The sequence below is a fragment of the Nocardia sp. NPDC003979 genome, from assembly GCF_053605015.1.
In genome coordinates this window covers 356,546-372,554 of record NZ_JBSGIJ010000002.1, presented here as the reverse complement: position 1 = coordinate 372,554, position 16,009 = coordinate 356,546, and the positions used below count along the sequence as shown (strand labels likewise).

The 16,009-nt window shown below is 69.2% G+C and carries 16 protein-coding genes; 6 read left to right on the top strand and 10 right to left on the bottom strand.

The genetic code is table 11. The features are described 5' to 3' along the window. Positions 1–2 precede the first annotated feature (2 nt). A complete protein-coding gene (locus ACWEVR_RS05345) occupies positions 3–875 on the top strand; it encodes a 3-methyladenine DNA glycosylase (RefSeq protein ID WP_452466157.1) in 873 nt (290 codons plus the stop codon). Here ACWEVR_RS05345 and ACWEVR_RS05340 read toward each other — a convergent pair. From ACWEVR_RS05340 to ACWEVR_RS05320, 5 genes are read right to left on the bottom strand one after another with little or no spacing between them, the layout of a single operon-like run. Continuing rightward, positions 872–2,080: an MFS transporter gene (locus ACWEVR_RS05340; RefSeq protein WP_452465928.1), complete on the bottom strand. Its 1,209-nt coding sequence runs from the start codon at positions 2,078–2,080 to the stop codon at positions 872–874. The genes ACWEVR_RS05345 and ACWEVR_RS05340 overlap by 4 nt on opposite strands. Positions 2,081–2,086: 6 nt before the next feature. After that, entirely contained in the window at positions 2,087–2,872 is a 786-nt protein-coding gene (locus ACWEVR_RS05335) for an ABC transporter ATP-binding protein (protein WP_452465927.1), read from the bottom strand. After that, a complete protein-coding gene (locus ACWEVR_RS05330; RefSeq protein ID WP_452466156.1) occupies positions 2,869–3,876 on the bottom strand; it encodes a FecCD family ABC transporter permease in 1,008 nt (335 codons plus the stop codon). The genes ACWEVR_RS05335 and ACWEVR_RS05330 overlap by 4 nt, the downstream gene beginning before the upstream one ends. 56 nt (positions 3,877–3,932) lie before the next feature. Next, entirely contained in the window at positions 3,933–4,982 is a 1,050-nt protein-coding gene (locus ACWEVR_RS05325) for an ABC transporter substrate-binding protein (protein WP_452465926.1), read from the bottom strand. Positions 4,983–5,010: 28 nt separating this feature from the next. Then, positions 5,011–6,744: a BCCT family transporter gene (locus ACWEVR_RS05320; RefSeq protein ID WP_452465925.1), complete on the bottom strand. Its 1,734-nt coding sequence runs from the start codon at positions 6,742–6,744 to the stop codon at positions 5,011–5,013. A 221-nt stretch (positions 6,745–6,965) separates the two neighbouring features. On the opposite strand from ACWEVR_RS05320, the gene ACWEVR_RS05315 reads away from it, so the two are divergent. Beyond that, entirely contained in the window at positions 6,966–8,528 is a 1,563-nt protein-coding gene (locus tag ACWEVR_RS05315) for an LVIVD repeat-containing protein (RefSeq protein ID WP_452465924.1), read from the top strand. Continuing rightward, the gene (locus tag ACWEVR_RS05310) at positions 8,525–9,151 is read left to right on the top strand and encodes a DUF305 domain-containing protein (RefSeq protein ID WP_452465923.1); all 627 of its coding nucleotides are present in this window, start codon (positions 8,525–8,527) and stop codon (positions 9,149–9,151) included. Before ACWEVR_RS05315 ends, ACWEVR_RS05310 begins: the two co-directional genes overlap by 4 nt. Before the next feature lies 1 nt (position 9,152). Here ACWEVR_RS05310 and ACWEVR_RS05305 read toward each other — a convergent pair whose 3' ends face one another. Next, positions 9,153–10,013: an isocitrate lyase/PEP mutase family protein gene (locus tag ACWEVR_RS05305; RefSeq protein WP_452465922.1), complete on the bottom strand. Its 861-nt coding sequence runs from the start codon at positions 10,011–10,013 to the stop codon at positions 9,153–9,155. Positions 10,014–10,155: 142 nt separating this feature from the next. Between ACWEVR_RS05305 and ACWEVR_RS05300 the strand changes: the two genes are divergently transcribed. Then, positions 10,156–11,400 (top strand): molybdopterin-binding protein, encoded by a 1,245-nt coding sequence (locus ACWEVR_RS05300; protein WP_452465921.1) that lies wholly within the window; start codon positions 10,156–10,158, stop codon positions 11,398–11,400. A 76-nt stretch (positions 11,401–11,476) separates the two neighbouring features. Here ACWEVR_RS05300 and ACWEVR_RS05295 read toward each other — a convergent pair whose 3' ends face one another. Together ACWEVR_RS05295 and ACWEVR_RS05290 are read right to left on the bottom strand one after the other, a co-directional pair. Then, complete coding sequence (locus ACWEVR_RS05295; protein WP_452465920.1) at positions 11,477–12,706, bottom strand: SPFH domain-containing protein; 1,230 nt, start codon at positions 12,704–12,706, stop codon at positions 11,477–11,479. A gap of 5 nt (positions 12,707–12,711) precedes the next feature. Continuing rightward, the gene (locus tag ACWEVR_RS05290) at positions 12,712–13,143 is read right to left on the bottom strand and encodes an NfeD family protein (protein WP_452465919.1); all 432 of its coding nucleotides are present in this window, start codon (positions 13,141–13,143) and stop codon (positions 12,712–12,714) included. Positions 13,144–13,285: 142 nt separating this feature from the next. On the opposite strand from ACWEVR_RS05290, the gene ACWEVR_RS05285 reads away from it, so the two are divergent. Both ACWEVR_RS05285 and ACWEVR_RS05280 read left to right on the top strand, forming a co-directional pair. Next, a complete protein-coding gene (locus tag ACWEVR_RS05285; protein WP_452466155.1) occupies positions 13,286–14,098 on the top strand; it encodes a DUF3097 domain-containing protein in 813 nt (270 codons plus the stop codon). Positions 14,099–14,156: 58 nt separating this feature from the next. Continuing rightward, positions 14,157–14,972: a hypothetical protein gene (locus tag ACWEVR_RS05280; protein WP_452465918.1), complete on the top strand. Its 816-nt coding sequence runs from the start codon at positions 14,157–14,159 to the stop codon at positions 14,970–14,972. Between the two features lie 109 nt (positions 14,973–15,081). Here ACWEVR_RS05280 and ACWEVR_RS05275 read toward each other — a convergent pair whose 3' ends face one another. Both ACWEVR_RS05275 and ACWEVR_RS05270 read right to left on the bottom strand, forming a co-directional pair. Beyond that, positions 15,082–15,483 carry a hypothetical protein gene (locus ACWEVR_RS05275; RefSeq protein ID WP_452465917.1) on the bottom strand — a complete coding sequence of 134 codons (402 nt, stop codon included), beginning with the start codon at positions 15,481–15,483 and terminating at the stop codon, positions 15,082–15,084. A gap of 90 nt (positions 15,484–15,573) precedes the next feature. Further along, entirely contained in the window at positions 15,574–15,966 is a 393-nt protein-coding gene (locus ACWEVR_RS05270) for a hypothetical protein (RefSeq protein WP_452465916.1), read from the bottom strand. Positions 15,967–16,009: the final 43 nt, after the last annotated feature.

Sequence of the window (16,009 nt, the reverse complement as noted above, 5' to 3'; positions counted from 1 at the left end):
ATCTGCGGGTATTGCCCGAGGTCGAGTGGCGGGCTGCTGCGTCCGCACACCGGGAGCGACTCGATCGGCTGGTCGGTCCGTATCTGGAGCGGCGGGCGGCGGGAACGACCCACCCGGTCGTGGATTTCTTGTTTACTTACTACGGGAACAAGCCCGCGCAGCTACGGCGGTGGCATCCGGGGTTCGGGATCGGTTTGCGGGGAGCGCGGGAGTACGTGGGGGCTCGCGGGTATCACCGGGTGGGCGACGACGTCTTCACGGCCGACCCGGCGTATCTGGTGAAGCGGCGGGAAACGGTGGAGTTCGTCGGGCGGTTGCTGACCGCTACGGCGACGCGTCCCGCGCAGCTGTCGTGCTTCGGATTGCACGAGTGGGCGATGGTGTACCGCACCGACGAGGTGCGGCATCAGCAGGTGCCGTTGCGGTTGGGACATGCCGGGACCGATGCGGTGGTGGAGTCGATGTCCTTGCGGTGCACGCACTTCGACGCGTTCCGGTTCTTCACCCCCGACGCGGTGGGTCGCAATGCCGAGCCGCTGACCCGCGCCGACCAGGTGCGGCGGGAACAACCCGGCTGCCTGCACGCGAATATGGACCTCTACAAATGGGGTTTCAAACTGGCCCCGCTGATCCCCTCGGACCTGCTGCTGGATTGTTTCGAACTCGCCTGCACCGCAAGGGAACTCGACATGCGCGCCAGCCCATACGATCTGCGCGAACTCGGCTACGAACCGGTGCGCGTCGAAACACCCAACGGCCGTGCGGAATACGTGCGCGCCCAAGCCGCCGTCGCCGAATCCGCCGACGCGCTCCGCACACGATTACGCGACGCCTGCACCGAATTGTCGGCCACCCTGGAGCAGCTCGCCGCCTAACCGCCGCGCCGCAGCACGACAGCACTCGCGCACAGCGCGACCGCCACCGCGACCCACGGCGCACTCCCCCCGGGCACCAGATCGATCAGCACACCGGTGACCACGGAGCCGATCAGCACACCCACCCCGCCGATGGACGCGAGCAACCCGTAGTACGACCCGAGCCGCCGCTCACCGGCGATGCGCCCCACCATGTCCCGCGACACCGGCAGCACGATCATCTGCCCGAGCGCCAGCAGCAGCACGAACACCGCCGCCGGAACCAGCCCCGCCACGCCGTGCCACCGGGCGGGCGCGCACACCGCCATCACCAGGAACGCGGTCGCCATCACCAGCAGCCCGACCGGCAGGGCAGCGGCCGAACGCGCCCGCCGGGTCACCGGTAGCTGCGCGACCACCACGAACAGCGACGAGAGCGCGAAGAACCAGCCGAGCGGCGCCTGCGAACCCCACGCCCGCTCCACCTCGAGCGGCAGCAGCAGATACAGCTGGTTGTAGGCGACCAACTGCGTGCTCATCGCCACCGCGAACACGAGGAACCGCTTGTTGGCGAGCACTTCCCGCCAGCCCTCGCGCCAGGTGCTGTGTGCACCGGGTGTGCGGGGCAACCACCGCAGATGCGCGAGCAGGATCACCGCGAAGACTCCGGCCGCGACCAGGCACGCCACCGCGAAGTCGGCGGCGAGCAGCAAGGCCCCGAGCAGCGGGCCGGTGAACGCCCCCACCTGCCCGAATGCCGAGAACAACGCGAACGCCTCGGTGCGTGCCCGCCCCGCGCTCCCGGCCGCGGTGGCGAGCGCGCTTTCGACGGCGGGCGAGAACAACGCGCCGGCGAACCCGATCAACACGGTCGCCACCACGATCCCCGGCACCGAGGTGACCGCCGCCAGGCCGACGAACCCTGTTATGCGACAAAGGCAGCCGGCGACGACCATGGGTCGCACACCCCACCGGTCGGCCAGCGAACCACCGACGAAGAACATCCCCTGCTGCGAGAAGGTGCGCAATCCGAGCACCGCCCCGACGAACGCCGCGCGCAGCCCGAGATCCTCGGTCAGGTACACCGACAGGTACGGCAGCACCATGAAGAAGCCGACGTTGAACGCCAGCTGGGTGAGCACGAGCAATCGCACCGCCGGAGTCGCGGCGACCAGATCACGCGACAGCGACCACCGGTCGAGCAGTGGCCGACCCGAACCCGGCACCGCGGATCAGGGTGCGGTGACCGGGACCGGCCCCGGTTCGAACAGGATGGACAGCCGGCCCTTCGCCGCGTCGGTGATCACCTCGGCGCGCACGTTGTAGACCTCGGCGATCAGATCGGCGGTCAGCACGTCGACCGGCGAACCACCCGCCACGACCCGGCCCTCCTTCAACACGACAACCGCATCGCAGAACATGGCGGCCAGATTCAGATCGTGCAGGGCGATCACGCTGGTCACCGGCAGCCGGGTGACCAGGGCGAGCAATTCGAGCTGATGGTGGATGTCGAGGTGATTGGTCGGCTCGTCGAGCAGGAGTTCACGCGGTTCCTGCGCCAGCGCCCGCGCGATCTGCACACGCTGCTTCTCACCACCGGAGAGCCGGTGCCACAGGCGGTCCGCCTTCGCCGTGAGCCCGGTGTGTTCGAGCGCGGCGGCCACCGCGGCTTCGTCGGCGGCGGTGTTGCCGCCGAAGGCGCCGCGATGCGGGATGCGGCCGAGGCGGACCACGTCGGCGACGGTGATGTCGACGTCGGTGTCGGCGTGCTGGCTCACCACGGCGACCGCCCGCGCGATCTGCCTGCGTTTGACGGTGGTGAGGTCGTCACCGTCGAGGGTCACCACGCCCGAGGTCGGCCGCACTACCCCGTTGAGAAGCCGCAACAACGAGGACTTCCCGGATCCGTTGGGCCCGAGCAGGCCGACGGTCTCCCCCGGCGACGGCGTGAGACTCACCCCGTCGACGACGAGCGACCCACCCCGGTCCCAGGTGACGTTCCGCGCGTGCAGCGTCATCGCACACTCCTTCGCCGCGACAGAATGACGATGAAGGCGGGCACACCGACCAGGGCCGTCCCCACCCCGACGGGCAGCGGGGTCGGCGCGAAGGCCACCCGTGAGAGCGCGTCCACCCACACCATGAACACCGCCCCGAGCAGCGCGGTCGCCGGAACCAGCCGGCTGTGGCGGGGACCGACGAGGAACCGCGCCGCGTGCGGAAGGACCAGCCCGACGAACCCGATCGCGCCCGCGACGCTGACCAGGGTCGCGGTGATGAGCGCGGTCACGATGAGCAACAGCATGCGGACCTCGGCGACGGCGATGCCGAGCGAGGCGGCCACATCGTCACCGAAGGAGAAGGCGTCGAGCACGTAGGCGAAGTACAGGCACACCGCCGCACCCGCCAGCACGACGATCGCGCACAGCGTCACATCGTCCCAGCGCACCCCTTCCAGCGAGCCGAGCAGCCAGAACATCACGCCGCGTGTCTCGTCGGAGTCGGCGAACGCGAAGATGACGAACGAGGTGAGCGCCGAGAACAATTGGGTGCTCGCGACGCCCGCCAGGATCACCCGATCGTTGCTGCCGCCGGACATGCGGGCCAGCAGCAGCACCAGCCCGAACGCGACGAGCGAACCGAGGAACGCCCCGCCCGACAACCCGAGCGCCGCCCCGCCCACCCCGAGCACACCGACGATCACCGCGCCGGTCGACGCACCGGAGGAGATACCGAGGACGAACGGGTCGGCCAGCGGGTTGCGCAGCAGCGACTGCATGATCACACCGCAGATGCCGAGCCCGGCACCGCACGCGGCGGCGACCAGGGCACGCGGCAGGCGTTCCTCCCAGACGATCGCGTTCTTCGACACCCGCACGGGGACATCGGTGAGCCCGAGGTGGTTCAGCAGCACGTCGCGCACGTTCACCGGCGAGATGTCGGCCGGGCCGAGGGTGACGGCGATCAGGATCGACACCGCGAGCGCGGCGAACCCACCGAAAACGATCAGCGTCCAGAGCACCAGGGGACGCTCCCGAACCGGACCGAGGGTGGTGCGTGCCTGCTCGCGCACGGTACTCAGTTGGGCACCTTCAGTTCGCGCAGGCCCGCGGCTACCTTCTCCAGGCCGTCGACGGCGCGGATGGAGGGATTCATCTCGGCGCCGTGCAGCGTGATGTAGCGCTTGGTGCGGACGGCCTCGAGGTCACGGGTGACGGGATCGGATTCGAGGAAGGCGGTCTTGTCGGCCAGCCGGTCGCCGGGGAAACGATTGCGGAGCAGGTCACCGAGGACGAGCACGTCGGGGTTGCGGTCGACCAGGGTCTCCCAGCCGACGGCGGGCCAGTCGTCGGTGAGGTCGGCGAACACATTGGTCGCGCCGACCGTGGTGGCGAGCAGGTTCGCCGAGCCGAGACCGCCCGCGACATAGGGGCTCTTGGTGTCGGCGAACCAGAACGCCATCGACACGTTCGTCTTCGTGATCCCCGATACGGCCGCGTCCGCCCGCGTGCGCAGCTCGGCGATGAGCCGGTCGCCGCGGTCGGTCACGTCGAAGACCGTCGCCAGCTCGCGGATCTCCTGGTACAGCGAGTCCATGGTCAGCGCGTTGGTTCGCTTGCCGCCGCCGTTGATGCTCACCCCGTTGTCGCAATCGGTGGGCGACAGGTAGGTGTCGATGCCGGTTTCGGCGAACCGGGCGCGATCGGCGACGCCGCCCTGCTTGAAGTGCCGACCGAACGACGCGGTGACGAAGTCCGGGTCGGTGTCGAGGACGACCTCGTAGGTGGGGGCGTTGTCGGCCAGGCGCGGCACCGACTTGTTCGCCTCGGCGAGGTTGTCGCGCACCGGATCGGTCCAGGACGCGGTGCCGACGACCCGGTCGCCGAGCCCGAGCGACAGCAGGATCTCGGTGGATCCCTGATCCAGCGACACCACCCGCTGCGGCGGCGCGTCGAGGGTGACGCTGGTACCGCAGTTGTCCAGCGTGAGCGGATAGCTGGTGCGGCCTTCGCCGCCTGCCGCCGCGCCGGGACCCGCGACCTGCTCGGATTCGCCGCAGGCGACGAGCACGCTCGCCACCGCGGCGGTGACACAAACCAGACCGATCCGACCCACAGACAATTTCACGAAAGGCAGCCTAACCTAAAGTAACTGGTCAGTCGCTGGCGTCCTTCTTTTTCAGATCGATGACGATCTCGTCGGTGGCGGGCTCGGTGACCAGAGCGAAGTCGCCCTCGTGCAACTCGGTGCCCTTCTCGACGGCGATCTCGATGAGTTCCGCGCCCCGGTCGGCCCGCACGATCAGCGGGTCGTCGCGCAGGTCCTTGTAGAGCGAGAAACACATCGCGATCATCACCACGAGGAACGGCAGCGAGACCACCGTCGTCAGCGCCTGCAGGCCGGTCAGCGCGCCACCGAGATTGTCGGAATCGGCGATGACCAGCATGATCGCCGCGACCGCACCCGTCGCCGCACCCCAGAAGATGACGATCCACCGCGACGGTTCGATGCTGCCGCGTTCGGACAGCGTGCCCATCACGATGGAGGCGGCGTCGGCACCGGAGACGAAGAAGATCGCCACCAGGATCATCACCACCACGGTGGTGATCGAGGTGAGCGGGTACTGGTCGAGCAGGTGGAACAGGGCGAAGTTCGAGTCCACCGAACCGTCGGATTCGGTGAGGGCGCGGTCCTTGGTCTGCTCGGCGATGCCGGCGCCACCGAAGACGGCGAACCACAGCAGGCTCACCACGCTCGGCACCAGCAACACACCGGTGACGAACTGGCGGATGGTCCGGCCGCGGCTGATGCGGGCGATGAACATGCCGACGAACGGGGTCCACGAGATCCACCACGCCCAGTAGAAGATCGTCCAGCTCGACAGCCAGGCCTTCATCGCCTCGTCACCGGCGCCGGTGCGTGAGGCCATGGTCGGCAGCATCTCGATGTAGTCGCCGAGGGCGATCGGCAGCAGGTTCAGCACGAACAGTGTCGGCCCGGCGATGAACACGAACGCCGCGATGGCAAGGGCCAGCACCATATTGATGTTGGACAGCCACTGGATACCGCGCTCGATACCCGAGACGGCCGAGAACACGAACGCCACGGTGAGGCCCGAGATGACGGCGACGAGACCGATCTTGCCGACACCGTCTACCCAGCCGTTGAACTCCATGCCCGCACCGATCTGCAGGGCACCGAGGCCGAGGGAGGCGGCCGAGCCGAACAGCGTCGCGAAGATCGCCATCATGTCGATCGCACGGCCGCCGAGACCGTCGGCGTGGCGGCCGAGCAGCGGCCGGAACACCGAGGAGATCAACTGCGAGCGGCCTTTCCGGAACGTGCCGTAGGCGATGGCGAGGCCGGCGACGGCATAGATCGCCCACGGGTGCAACGTCCAGTGGAACAGCGTGGTCGCCATCGCGACCTCGGCGGCGGCCGGTGAGCCCGGCTCGGCGGTGTGCGGCGGCGGATTCACGAAGTGCGACAACGGTTCGGCCACGCCCCAGAACATCAACCCGATGCCCATGCCCGCGCTGAACATCATGGCGATCCAGGAGACCGTGCGGAACTCGGGTTTCTCGTCGTCGGCGCCGAGCGGGATACGACCGTAGCGGCTCGCCGCCAGCCAGATCACGAACACCACGAACGCGGTGGCGACCAGCACGAACAACCAGCCGGTGTTGGTGATGACCCACTTCTGGGCGGAACTCGCCGCGGCGGCGAGGCTTTCGTCGTCGAGTACACCCCAGGCGACGAAGGCCAGCGCACCGATCGCGGTGGCGGCGAAGACGAATCGATCGAGTCCCGGTTTACGCGATGCTCCCGGGGGTACCGCTCCCGGTGTCGCGTCGGCGTCACGGGATCTGTCGACAGCGTTGTGAGACATGGAGTCCGTATTCCTTTCCGGCCGCACGCACCCCGGCCCGCCCAGACGAACCGGCCGGTTGCAGCAACCGTACAGCGCATCGATGCGGACCTCGGGTAAGGCACGACCCAGCCTTGACTTGGTTCCCCGAAACCACCTCCGGCAATCTTTCGGTTGCTTTACGATTCGCACAGACGACTGTCTGAGTCAGTAGTCGTCGGGGGCGGATCGAGGAGGCAACGATGCACCTGTGGACTCGGGTCGTGCGCGCGACGGCACCGGCGGCGGTGGCCGCGCTGATCGCGATCGGATTGCCGTCGGGCGCGGCCGCCGATCAGCCCTTCGATCAGCTGGTGCACGAATTCTTCGACATCGGGCGGACATCGGTGCCACGCGCGGAGTGCGGGCCGGGGTCCGCGCCGGAGACGGGACTGCAGGGGGACGTACCCGCCGCCGACCGGGACAGTGGTCGCAGCGCGCAGGGCTACCACTGCAATATGTCGATGGCAGGCGGATACACCGGGCGCGGAGCCGGAATCACCTCCACCAGTTTCGAACACTGCGTCTATGTCGGGTCGTTCTTTCCCGGCACCCTGCTCGGTGAACACCCGGGTGTGCAGGTGCTCGACGTGTCCGATCCGGCGAATCCACGGCACACCGCGACTCTGGCCGAGCCCGCGATGCTGGCCGGTACCTGGGAGACGTTGAAGGTCAACACGACGCGCAAACTGCTCGTCGGCACCGGGGTTCCGCTCGCCATCGGCGCGGGCTTCCTGTCGGTGTACGACGTCTCCGATTGCGCGCATCCCCGGCTGCTGAATCCGGGACCGGGCACGAATCCCGCGATGCCGCTGCCGATCACGACGCACGAGGGCGGCTTCTCCCCCGACGGACGCACCTACTGGGCCTCGGGTATCGCGCCCGGCCTGCTCAGCGCGATCGACCTGACCGATCCGGCGCATCCGCACGTGATCTGGCAGGGCCTCACCGGGATCGAGGCGCACGGCTTCGGGGTGAGCCCCGACGGGAACCGGCTCTACATCTCCGCGCTCGGCGGGTTCACCGTGCTCGACGTGAGCGCGGTGCAACGTCGCGATCCGAACCCGCAGGTCCCCCACCTCGGGCGCACCTTCTGGACCGACGGCTGGGCCACCCAGCACAGCGTGCCGGTGACCTATGACGGTGTGCCGCATCTGTTCACCGTCGACGAAGGCGGTTCCGGCGGGGTGAAACTCATCGATGTCTCCGACGACACCGCGCCGCGCATCGTGAACAAAATCAAACTCGAGATCAATCTCGGCGAGCACGTCGACGCCCAGATCGGTTCGGCCATGGGCAATTCGCTGTTCTCCTACGATCCGCACTACTGCACGGCGGATCGACCGGCGAACCCGACCGCGCTCGCCTGTGGCTGGACGTCCTCGGGCATCCGGGTGTTCGACGTGCGTGACCCCGCCGCGATCCGTGAGATCGCGTACTTCAACCCGCCCGCCCGCACCGGACGCAACCTCGAGATCTGGAACTCCCCGCACGCGCTGGCCTCGATCATCGGTATCCCCGCGATGAGTGCGCCCGCCGCGCTGCGGGCCATGGCGGACGGGTTGTTCGATCCGGCGCAGGTGTTGTCGGCGCGGGCGGGTCGGGTCGCGTTCGGTGATCTGTCGGCGGACTGGTGCATGTCACCGCCCGAGTGGCGGGGGAATCAGCTGTACGTCACCTGTTCCGACAACGGGTTCATGGTGCTGAATCTGGACGAGTCGGTGTATCGGGCACCCGCCGACCAGGTTTCGACGCTCGGGTCATGAGCATGCCCGCTGCCCGCCCGAGGGCTCTCGGGGTGGCGGCCGCACTGGCGGCGGCCGTGTTCTTCTTCGTCCTCGGTGCGGCGTCGCGCCCGCTGCTCGCGCCCGAAAGATCCACGCCCGCACCGGTGCTGAACACGACCGAGCTGGGTTTCGTGCAGGACATGACGGCTCATCACCAGCAGGCCGTGATCCTCGTGCAACGGCTCGACCCCGCCGCCGACGCGGGGGTTCGTGCGCTCGCCGAGCAGATCGCCGACACCCAGCGGGTCGAGATCGGCACCCTGCTCGGCTGGACACAGCTCGCCGGAGCCGCGCCGACCGCGACCACACCGATGAGCTGGCTGACGGCGCACCACCATTCGACCGGTCCCGCGACCATGCCGGGGCTGGCGACACAGGCCGACCTCGACGCCCTCACCACGGCACGGGGTGCCGAGGCCGAGATCATGTTCCTTCGGCTGATGTACCACCACCACGCGGGCGGAATCACGATGGCCCGCGCCGCCGATGCCCTGCTCACCGAGGGACCGGTCAAGCAGGCTGCCAGGTCCATGGCGCAATCGCAGAGCCGCGAAATGGGCTCGCTCGGTGTGCTTCTCGAGTTGCGCGGTGCGCGGCCCTGACCTACTCGCTCCGGAGGTCGCGGCGGGTGAACATGTCGTTCAGCGCGTCCTGACCGAGCTGGTTCTCGGCGTAGGTGAAGGTGCCGCGGTCGGCCAGTTCGCGGGCGGCGTCGAACAGGTGGCGGTAGAGCATGCGGGCGATGCTGCCGCCGACGGTGACCCGTCGGACACCGAGATCGGCGAGTTCGGCCATGGTGAGGCTGGCGGTGAGTCCCATGACGACATTGAGGGGGCCGTCGAGCTCACGGACGAGGGTGGCGATGGTTTCGGTGTCGGCGGCACCGGGAACGAAGACGCAGTCGGCGCCCGCCGCGAGATAGGCGTTGCCCCGGCGGATCGCCTCGTCCAGCCCGCCGCCGACGAGCAACACGTCGGTGCGGCCGACGAGGACGAACGGCGCACCGCTGGCCGCGACCGCCGCGCGGGCGGCACGCACCCGGTCGACGGCGTGCACCTCCTCGAACAGCGGGGCCGCGCGCTCACCGGTGAAATCCTCGATGTTCCCGCCCGCCGCTCCGGCCGCGATGGCCTCCGCGATGGTGGTGGCCACGGCCTGCGCGTCCGGCCCGTACCCCTCCTCGAGATCGGCGCTCACGGGTATTCCCACCGCACCGGTGATCTCCCCGATCCGGCGCATCATCGTGCCCTTGTCGACCCGCCCGTCCTCTTCGGATGCGTGGAAGTCGTGGTCGGGCCTGCCGTAGGAGAACGCGATCCCCGCACTCGTCGTGGCGATCGCCGGAAACCCGGCGGCTTCCAGTACTCGCGCACTCCCCGCATCCCACGCGTTGGGCAACAGAAAACACCCCGACCGATGCAGCTCGACAAACGCCTGTGCCCGCTTCCGCTGTCCCGTATCCACCCCTCCATTCAGCCACGCGAATCCGGTCCGCGCACCACGACCACGCCGGACGGCATCGCACCGGCGGTGACCGGCGGGGGTGAGGACAACGTTATCGGGCGGCAACTGGGGAGAAAATCGCAGGCAATGGGGGGTGCGGACGATGGGCGGAGTATCGGCGGGCGGAAGGTTGGACGTGGTGGTGAGCGCGCGGGCGGAGATCGTCGCGGTGACGCGGTGCGGGCTGGAACAGGTGCGTGCGCGGATCGCGGCGGGTCTGGAGCCGGTGGGGGTGCGTGAGCTACCGGTGACCGAGGCGCTCGGCGGAACGCTGGCGGTGCCGTTGCGTGCGGCCACGCCGCTGCCGCGGGTGGATACGGCGGCGATGGACGGTTACGCGGTCGCGGGGCCGGGTCCGTGGTGGCGGGTGCACGAGCAGGTCGGGTACGCGGGGCGTCCCTGTTCGGTGGTGCTCGCTCCGGGTGAGGCGGTGCGGATCGCGACCGGAGCCGCCACCCCGTTGGGCACCACGGCCACTCTGCGCGATGAACACATCGTCACCACCGTGGTGTCGGGCAAACCGGTGGTATTGCGCGCGCCCGATGCCCCGGTACGCGACGACACCCGGCGGCAAGGCGAGAACTGGTCCACCGGAACCCAATTGGCGCCCGCAGGCACACGGGTGTCGGCCGCGCTGGTCTCGGCCGCGCTCAGTGCCGAGGCCGAAACCGTCACGGTGCGTGGGCCGTTGCGCGCGGATGTGGTGATGACCGGTGACGAGATCCGAGCGGTCGGCCCGCTCGGCCCTGGCGAGACCCGCGATTCGCTCGGTCCGGTGCTGCCGGAGTTCCTGCGCTGCTGCGATATCGAGAGCACCGGGCTGTGGCATCTGGCCGACGAACGCGACCTGCTGCGTTCCTGGCTCGCCCTGAAATCGCATGCCGACCTGGTGGTGATGGTCGGCGCGACCGGCCGGGGCGCCGCCGACCACCTGCGCACCCTGCTCGCCGACCTCGGTGCCCGCATCGTCGTGGACCGGGTCGCGATCCGCCCCGGCGGCTCGACCCTCGTCGCCCAACTCCCCGACGGCCGTGTCCTGCTCGGCCTGCCCGGCAATCCGCTCGCCGCCGTCGCCGCCCTGCTGGCCGTCGGCCCCGCCGTCATCGACGCGCTCACCCTGCGCACCCCCGGCCCCACCATGTGGGGCAGGCTCTCCGACGCGGGCGTGATGGCGGGCGACGCCACCCGCATCGTCCCCGTCCAGCAACAGACCGGCGGCGTCTGGCGCAGCACCGGCCCCGCCCACACTCCCCACCTGGCCGGCCTCATCGGCTGCCAGGCCCTGGCAGTCCTCCCGCCCGGCACCGGCCGAGGCACCCTCGTCGAACTCCTCCCGCTCCCCCGCTGACCACGAAGGCCCGGACCGGTGTCGAATGCCGACTACCGGTCCGGGCCTTCGATGAAACCCGCACGGAGAGTGCTGGTTACGACTGCTGCGGCGGCTGCCAGGGGCGGCCGTACGGGTCACCCGGCTGGGACTGGGCCGGGCCAACCGGCGGCGGTTCGGGAAGGTTGCGTTCCGGTTTGGGCGCAAGGTTTTTCGGCAGCGTCGGTTCGAAACCCTCGACCGGCTGACGGGCGGTGGCCTCGGCGGCGCGGACCGCTTGCTCGATCTTCGGGTCCGAGGCGGTCTCGAACCAGTCGGCCACGTCGGAGTCGTCCTCGATCTTCACCGGCGGTGTGTCCTCGGTGTTCGGTTCGTACCGGAACACCCCGTCGTCGCCCTTGGTGGCGAAGTTCTGGGCGAATCCCTCGAGTGCCTTGCCGAAATCGCTGGGGACCAGCCACACCTTGTTGGCGTCGCCGCGCGCGACCATCGGCAACGTCTGCATGTACTGGTAGGCAAGCAGTTCCGGTGTCGGCTTGCCGTTCTTGATGGCGGCGAACACCTTCTCGATGGCCTTGGCCTGACCCTGGGCCTGCAGGTAGGACGCGGCCCGCTCACCCTGTGCCCGCAGGATGCGGCTCTGCCGCTCACCCTCGGCCGACAGGATCGCCGACTGCTTGGCGCCCTCGGCCGACAGGATCTGGGCCTGCTTGGCGCCCTCGGCGGTCTTGATCTGCGACTCGCGGGTGCCCTCGGCGGTGAGGATCATGGCGCGCTTCTCGCGGTCGGCCTTCATCTGCTTTTCCATCGACTCCTGGATCGACGGCGGCGGGTCGATGGACTTGAGTTCCACCCGGGCCACCCGAAGACCCCAGCGGCCGGTGGCTTCGTCGAGCACACCGCGCAGCTGGTTGTTGATCTGGTCGCGCGAGGTCAGCGTCTCCTCGAGCGTCATGCCACCGACCACGTTGCGCAAGGTGGTGACGGTGAGCTGCTCGACGGCGGCGATGTAGTTGCTGATCTCGTACACCGCGGCCTGCGGGCTGGTGACCTGGAAATACACCACCGAGTCGATCTGCAGGGTGAGGTTGTCCTGGGTGATCACCGGCTGCGGCGGGAACGACACGACCCGTTCACGCAGGTCGACTTTGGCGCGCACCCGGTCGGCGAACGGGACGAGGAACGTGAGCTGACCCGACACCGTGCGCGAGTACCGGCCGAGCCGTTCGATCACCGCCGCCTCGGCCTGCGGTACGAGCGCAATAGATTTGAAAACCACCACCACGACCAGCAGGACGAGGACAGCGGCCACGATCAAGGCAACCATGGACTCTAAGGACCCTTCCAGACGACGGCAGTGGCGCCGTCGATCTTCATCACATAGACGGTCACACCGGCTTCGTAGACTTCGCTCGGATCGAGCGGACGCGCCGTCCACACTTCGCCACCGAGTTTGACCCGACCCGAATACTCGGCGACGTCCTCGAGAACGAGCGCCGACTTCCCGGTCAGCGCATCGACATTCGTCGGTGTGGGCGGTGGGGTACCGAACCTGCGACGCAGCACCGGGCGAACCCCGAGGAACAACACCCCGGCCATCACGCCGAAGACGAGTGCGTCGCCCCACAGCGGCAGTCCCGCGGCGGCACTGACGCCCGCGGTGGCCAACGCCGCCACTCCGAGCATGAGCAGCGTGAGATCCCCGGTGAGCATTTCGGCCGCCGCCAGCACTAGGCCCGCGATCAGCCAGATTATTGCGGCCACCACCCAAGCCTAGCCCCGATCGGGCCGGCGCGGGCGGCGTCGCCCGCCCCGGAGCCGATCTTGTGGTCCAACGGTTTTCGCGCGCCGCTCCCGCTGCCCCGGTGCCGACGGCTCTAAGCTCGGGCGGGTGAGTGCGCGTGACATGTACGGCGGCGATATCTACGCAGGCCACAACCGGACGAAGAAGACGCCGGTACCGCAGGTGGCGGCCGAACGGGACCTGGTGGTCGAGGACGCGGCGAGCGGATTCTGCGGTGCCGTAGTCGGTTTCGACCGCAGCTACGACGGCGAGTTCGTGAAACTCGAGGACGGGCGCGGGGCGGTCCGCCTGTTCGCGCTGCGCGAGGCGGCGTTCCTCATCGACGGCAAACCGGTGACGCTCGTCCGCCCGAAGGTCACCACACCCAAGCAGCCGACCCGCTCCGCGTCCGGCTCGACGCGGGTAGAGGGGTTGCGCGCGCGGGTGGCCCGCGGCAGCCGCATCTGGGTGGAGGGCGTGCACGACGCCGCACTCGTCGAGCGGGTGTGGGGCCACGACCTGCGGGTCGAGGGCGTGGTCGTGGAACATCTCGAGGGTCTCGACAATCTCGGCGCCCGGCTCACCGAGTTCGGGCCCGGGCCGGGGGCGCGAGTGGGGGTGCTCGTCGACCACCTGGTGACCGGTTCCAAGGAGTCCCAGCTCACCACCGGGCTCGGCCCGCACGTCCTGGTCACCGGGCACCCCTTCATCGATGTGTGGCAGGCGGTGCGCCCGGCCGCCGTCGGGATCGAGGCCTGGCCGACGGTGCCGCGCGGTGAGGACTGGAAGACCGGCATCTGCCGCAGGCTCGGCTGGGGCACCCCGCAGGAGGGGTGGCGGCGGGTGTACAACGCGGTCGACTCGTTCCGCGATCTCGAGGCACCGCTGATCGGCGCGGTGGAACGGCTCATCGACTTCGTCACCGAACCCGAGTAGCTCGACCGCAGGTCAGACCCGGCACACGGATCCGGGCGAACCTTTATGCTCGATGATTATGTGCTCTCCCAGTGCCACGCTGACGGTCTGGGCCGGTTCCTGGCTGGCCGGTACCAGCGCGCCCGACGACGTGCTGGAGTCGCTGCACGCCTGGGCGCCGCGCCACACCATCGCCGCAGGCGACCCGGCCACCGGCGGCCGCACCGACCTACCGTGGACCTCCCGCGGTGACCTTCCCGGCACCGGCGCCATGCCGCTGCTCAAGGTGATCCGTGAGGCGATGGCCCCTGCGGGCGCACACCTGCGCCTGGTCCTGCCCGCACCCGGCGACGTGCGCGGCCTACCGGTGGGCACCGCCTTCGCCGCGGACGCGATCGACGCGGAGGAAGGCATCCTGATCGGTGTCCCCGGCCATGAGGGCACCGGCCTGATCCCGCACTGGGACGACGACGACACCCTGCAGTGGACTGTCTACAGCGTGATCGTCCCGCCCGTCGGCGACCCGGACATGACGCTCGGTGCCGCCGAATACACGATGCGTGAAGCCGTGCGCGACGCCGCCGACGCGCTCATGCAGTTGCACACCACCTCGATCGGCCCGTCCGACGCCGACCCGCGCGAGCAGATCGAAGCCCAGCTCGCCGACTACGCCAAGCACGCCTATCCGGACTCGATCCCGTTGCGCGCCAAGCGGATTCTCGACACCGCCGATCACGTCGCGGCGATTCTCACTGTCGCCGAACACGAACCGGCGTCGTCACCGACCTCGGCCACCGCCATCGGCGCCCACGAGTCGCTGCTGCGTCCGCTGTGGAACACGATTCGCCAGGCGCGATTGGTCGCCATCCACGCCGCAGCTCGCCCACCGGCCTGATGCGGTGGGCGGTACCCGATGCGTGCCCGATCACGGGGTCGTCGACGAGCAGCATTCGGTTGTCGGTGCCGAAAGCCCTGTGCTGTAGGCGATTCCCGGCGGTGTCAGGTCAGCGATACGGCTGCTGATACTGGGGCTGATTCGGGTACGGAGCCTGCTGGGGCGGGTAGGGCATCGGCTGCTGGGGCGGGTACTGACCCTGCGGATACTGCGGCGGGTACGGCGCCTGCGGTGGCGCGTATCCGCCCTGCGGATGACCGTAGTTCGGCGTCTGCTGCGGGTAGGGCTGCTGGTGCCCGGGTGGGAGCTGTTGCGGCGGGAAGAATGGCGCGGTGCGGTTCTGGCTACTCCGGTAGGCACGGAATATCAGGAGCGCCACGATGAGCACGATCACGAGTAGGACCAGCCACAACCAGCCGGGAATGAGCGCGCCGCCGCCCCTGCTGCCGCCACCACGACCACCCCGGCCCGGCTTGGCAAGGATTATCTCGGCGATATCGGCACTGATCATCGGACCTCCCCGTCACGAATGTTCGACCCTCCCGGCCGATGAACACCGGCGATGCTAACGCACCCGCCGCGCGAACGGGGAACCGCCGCTTCAGAATCCGTTCAGCGCGGTCTTCATGTCCGGATAGTCGAGGACGGTGAGGGTGTCGGCGCGGACCTCGGGGCAGCTGCGGTCGGTGACCTCGTCGACCACGTAGCGGTCGTAGGAGACAGCGGCATTGGCGGTGGTGTCGCGCAGCGCCCACAGGCGCATGGCTCCGTTGAACGCCACCCGGCCGACCTCCGGGCCGAGCGCCTTCCAGGTGCCCTGCTGGGAGTCGAGGATGCTGCACAGGCTGTCGACGGTCGGTTGGGACATGGTCGGCTCGGTCGGTTCGGGGCCGGTCTCGTACCCGGAATCACCGCCGCAGCCGGCCAGGGCGAACGTTCCGGCGACGGGCAGCAGGAGCAGCGCGGCCGCGTGACGGCGTCTTGTCGAGCGCATCGGATGCCTCCGATCTGTCGATCACAACAACCGCCCAGCCTAC

Excerpts from the sequence above, each read along its gene's own strand:
- ACWEVR_RS05270 (WP_452465916.1), bottom strand. The coding sequence starts at position 15,966 with ATGCGCTCGACAAGACGCCGTCACGCGGCCGCGCTGCTCCTGCTGCCC.
- ACWEVR_RS05280 (WP_452465918.1), top strand. The coding sequence starts at position 14,157 with ATGTGCTCTCCCAGTGCCACGCTGACGGTCTGGGCCGGTTCCTGGCTG.
- ACWEVR_RS05285 (WP_452466155.1), top strand. The coding sequence starts at position 13,286 with ATGTACGGCGGCGATATCTACGCAGGCCACAACCGGACGAAGAAGACG.
- ACWEVR_RS05315 (WP_452465924.1), top strand. The coding sequence starts at position 6,966 with ATGCACCTGTGGACTCGGGTCGTGCGCGCGACGGCACCGGCGGCGGTG.
- ACWEVR_RS05320 (WP_452465925.1), bottom strand. The coding sequence starts at position 6,744 with ATGTCTCACAACGCTGTCGACAGATCCCGTGACGCCGACGCGACACCG.
- ACWEVR_RS05310 (WP_452465923.1), top strand. The coding sequence starts at position 8,525 with ATGAGCATGCCCGCTGCCCGCCCGAGGGCTCTCGGGGTGGCGGCCGCA.
- ACWEVR_RS05275 (WP_452465917.1), bottom strand. The coding sequence starts at position 15,483 with ATGATCAGTGCCGATATCGCCGAGATAATCCTTGCCAAGCCGGGCCGG.
- ACWEVR_RS05295 (WP_452465920.1), bottom strand. The coding sequence starts at position 12,706 with ATGGTTGCCTTGATCGTGGCCGCTGTCCTCGTCCTGCTGGTCGTGGTG.
- ACWEVR_RS05300 (WP_452465921.1), top strand. The coding sequence starts at position 10,156 with ATGGGCGGAGTATCGGCGGGCGGAAGGTTGGACGTGGTGGTGAGCGCG.
- ACWEVR_RS05335 (WP_452465927.1), bottom strand. The coding sequence starts at position 2,872 with ATGACGCTGCACGCGCGGAACGTCACCTGGGACCGGGGTGGGTCGCTC.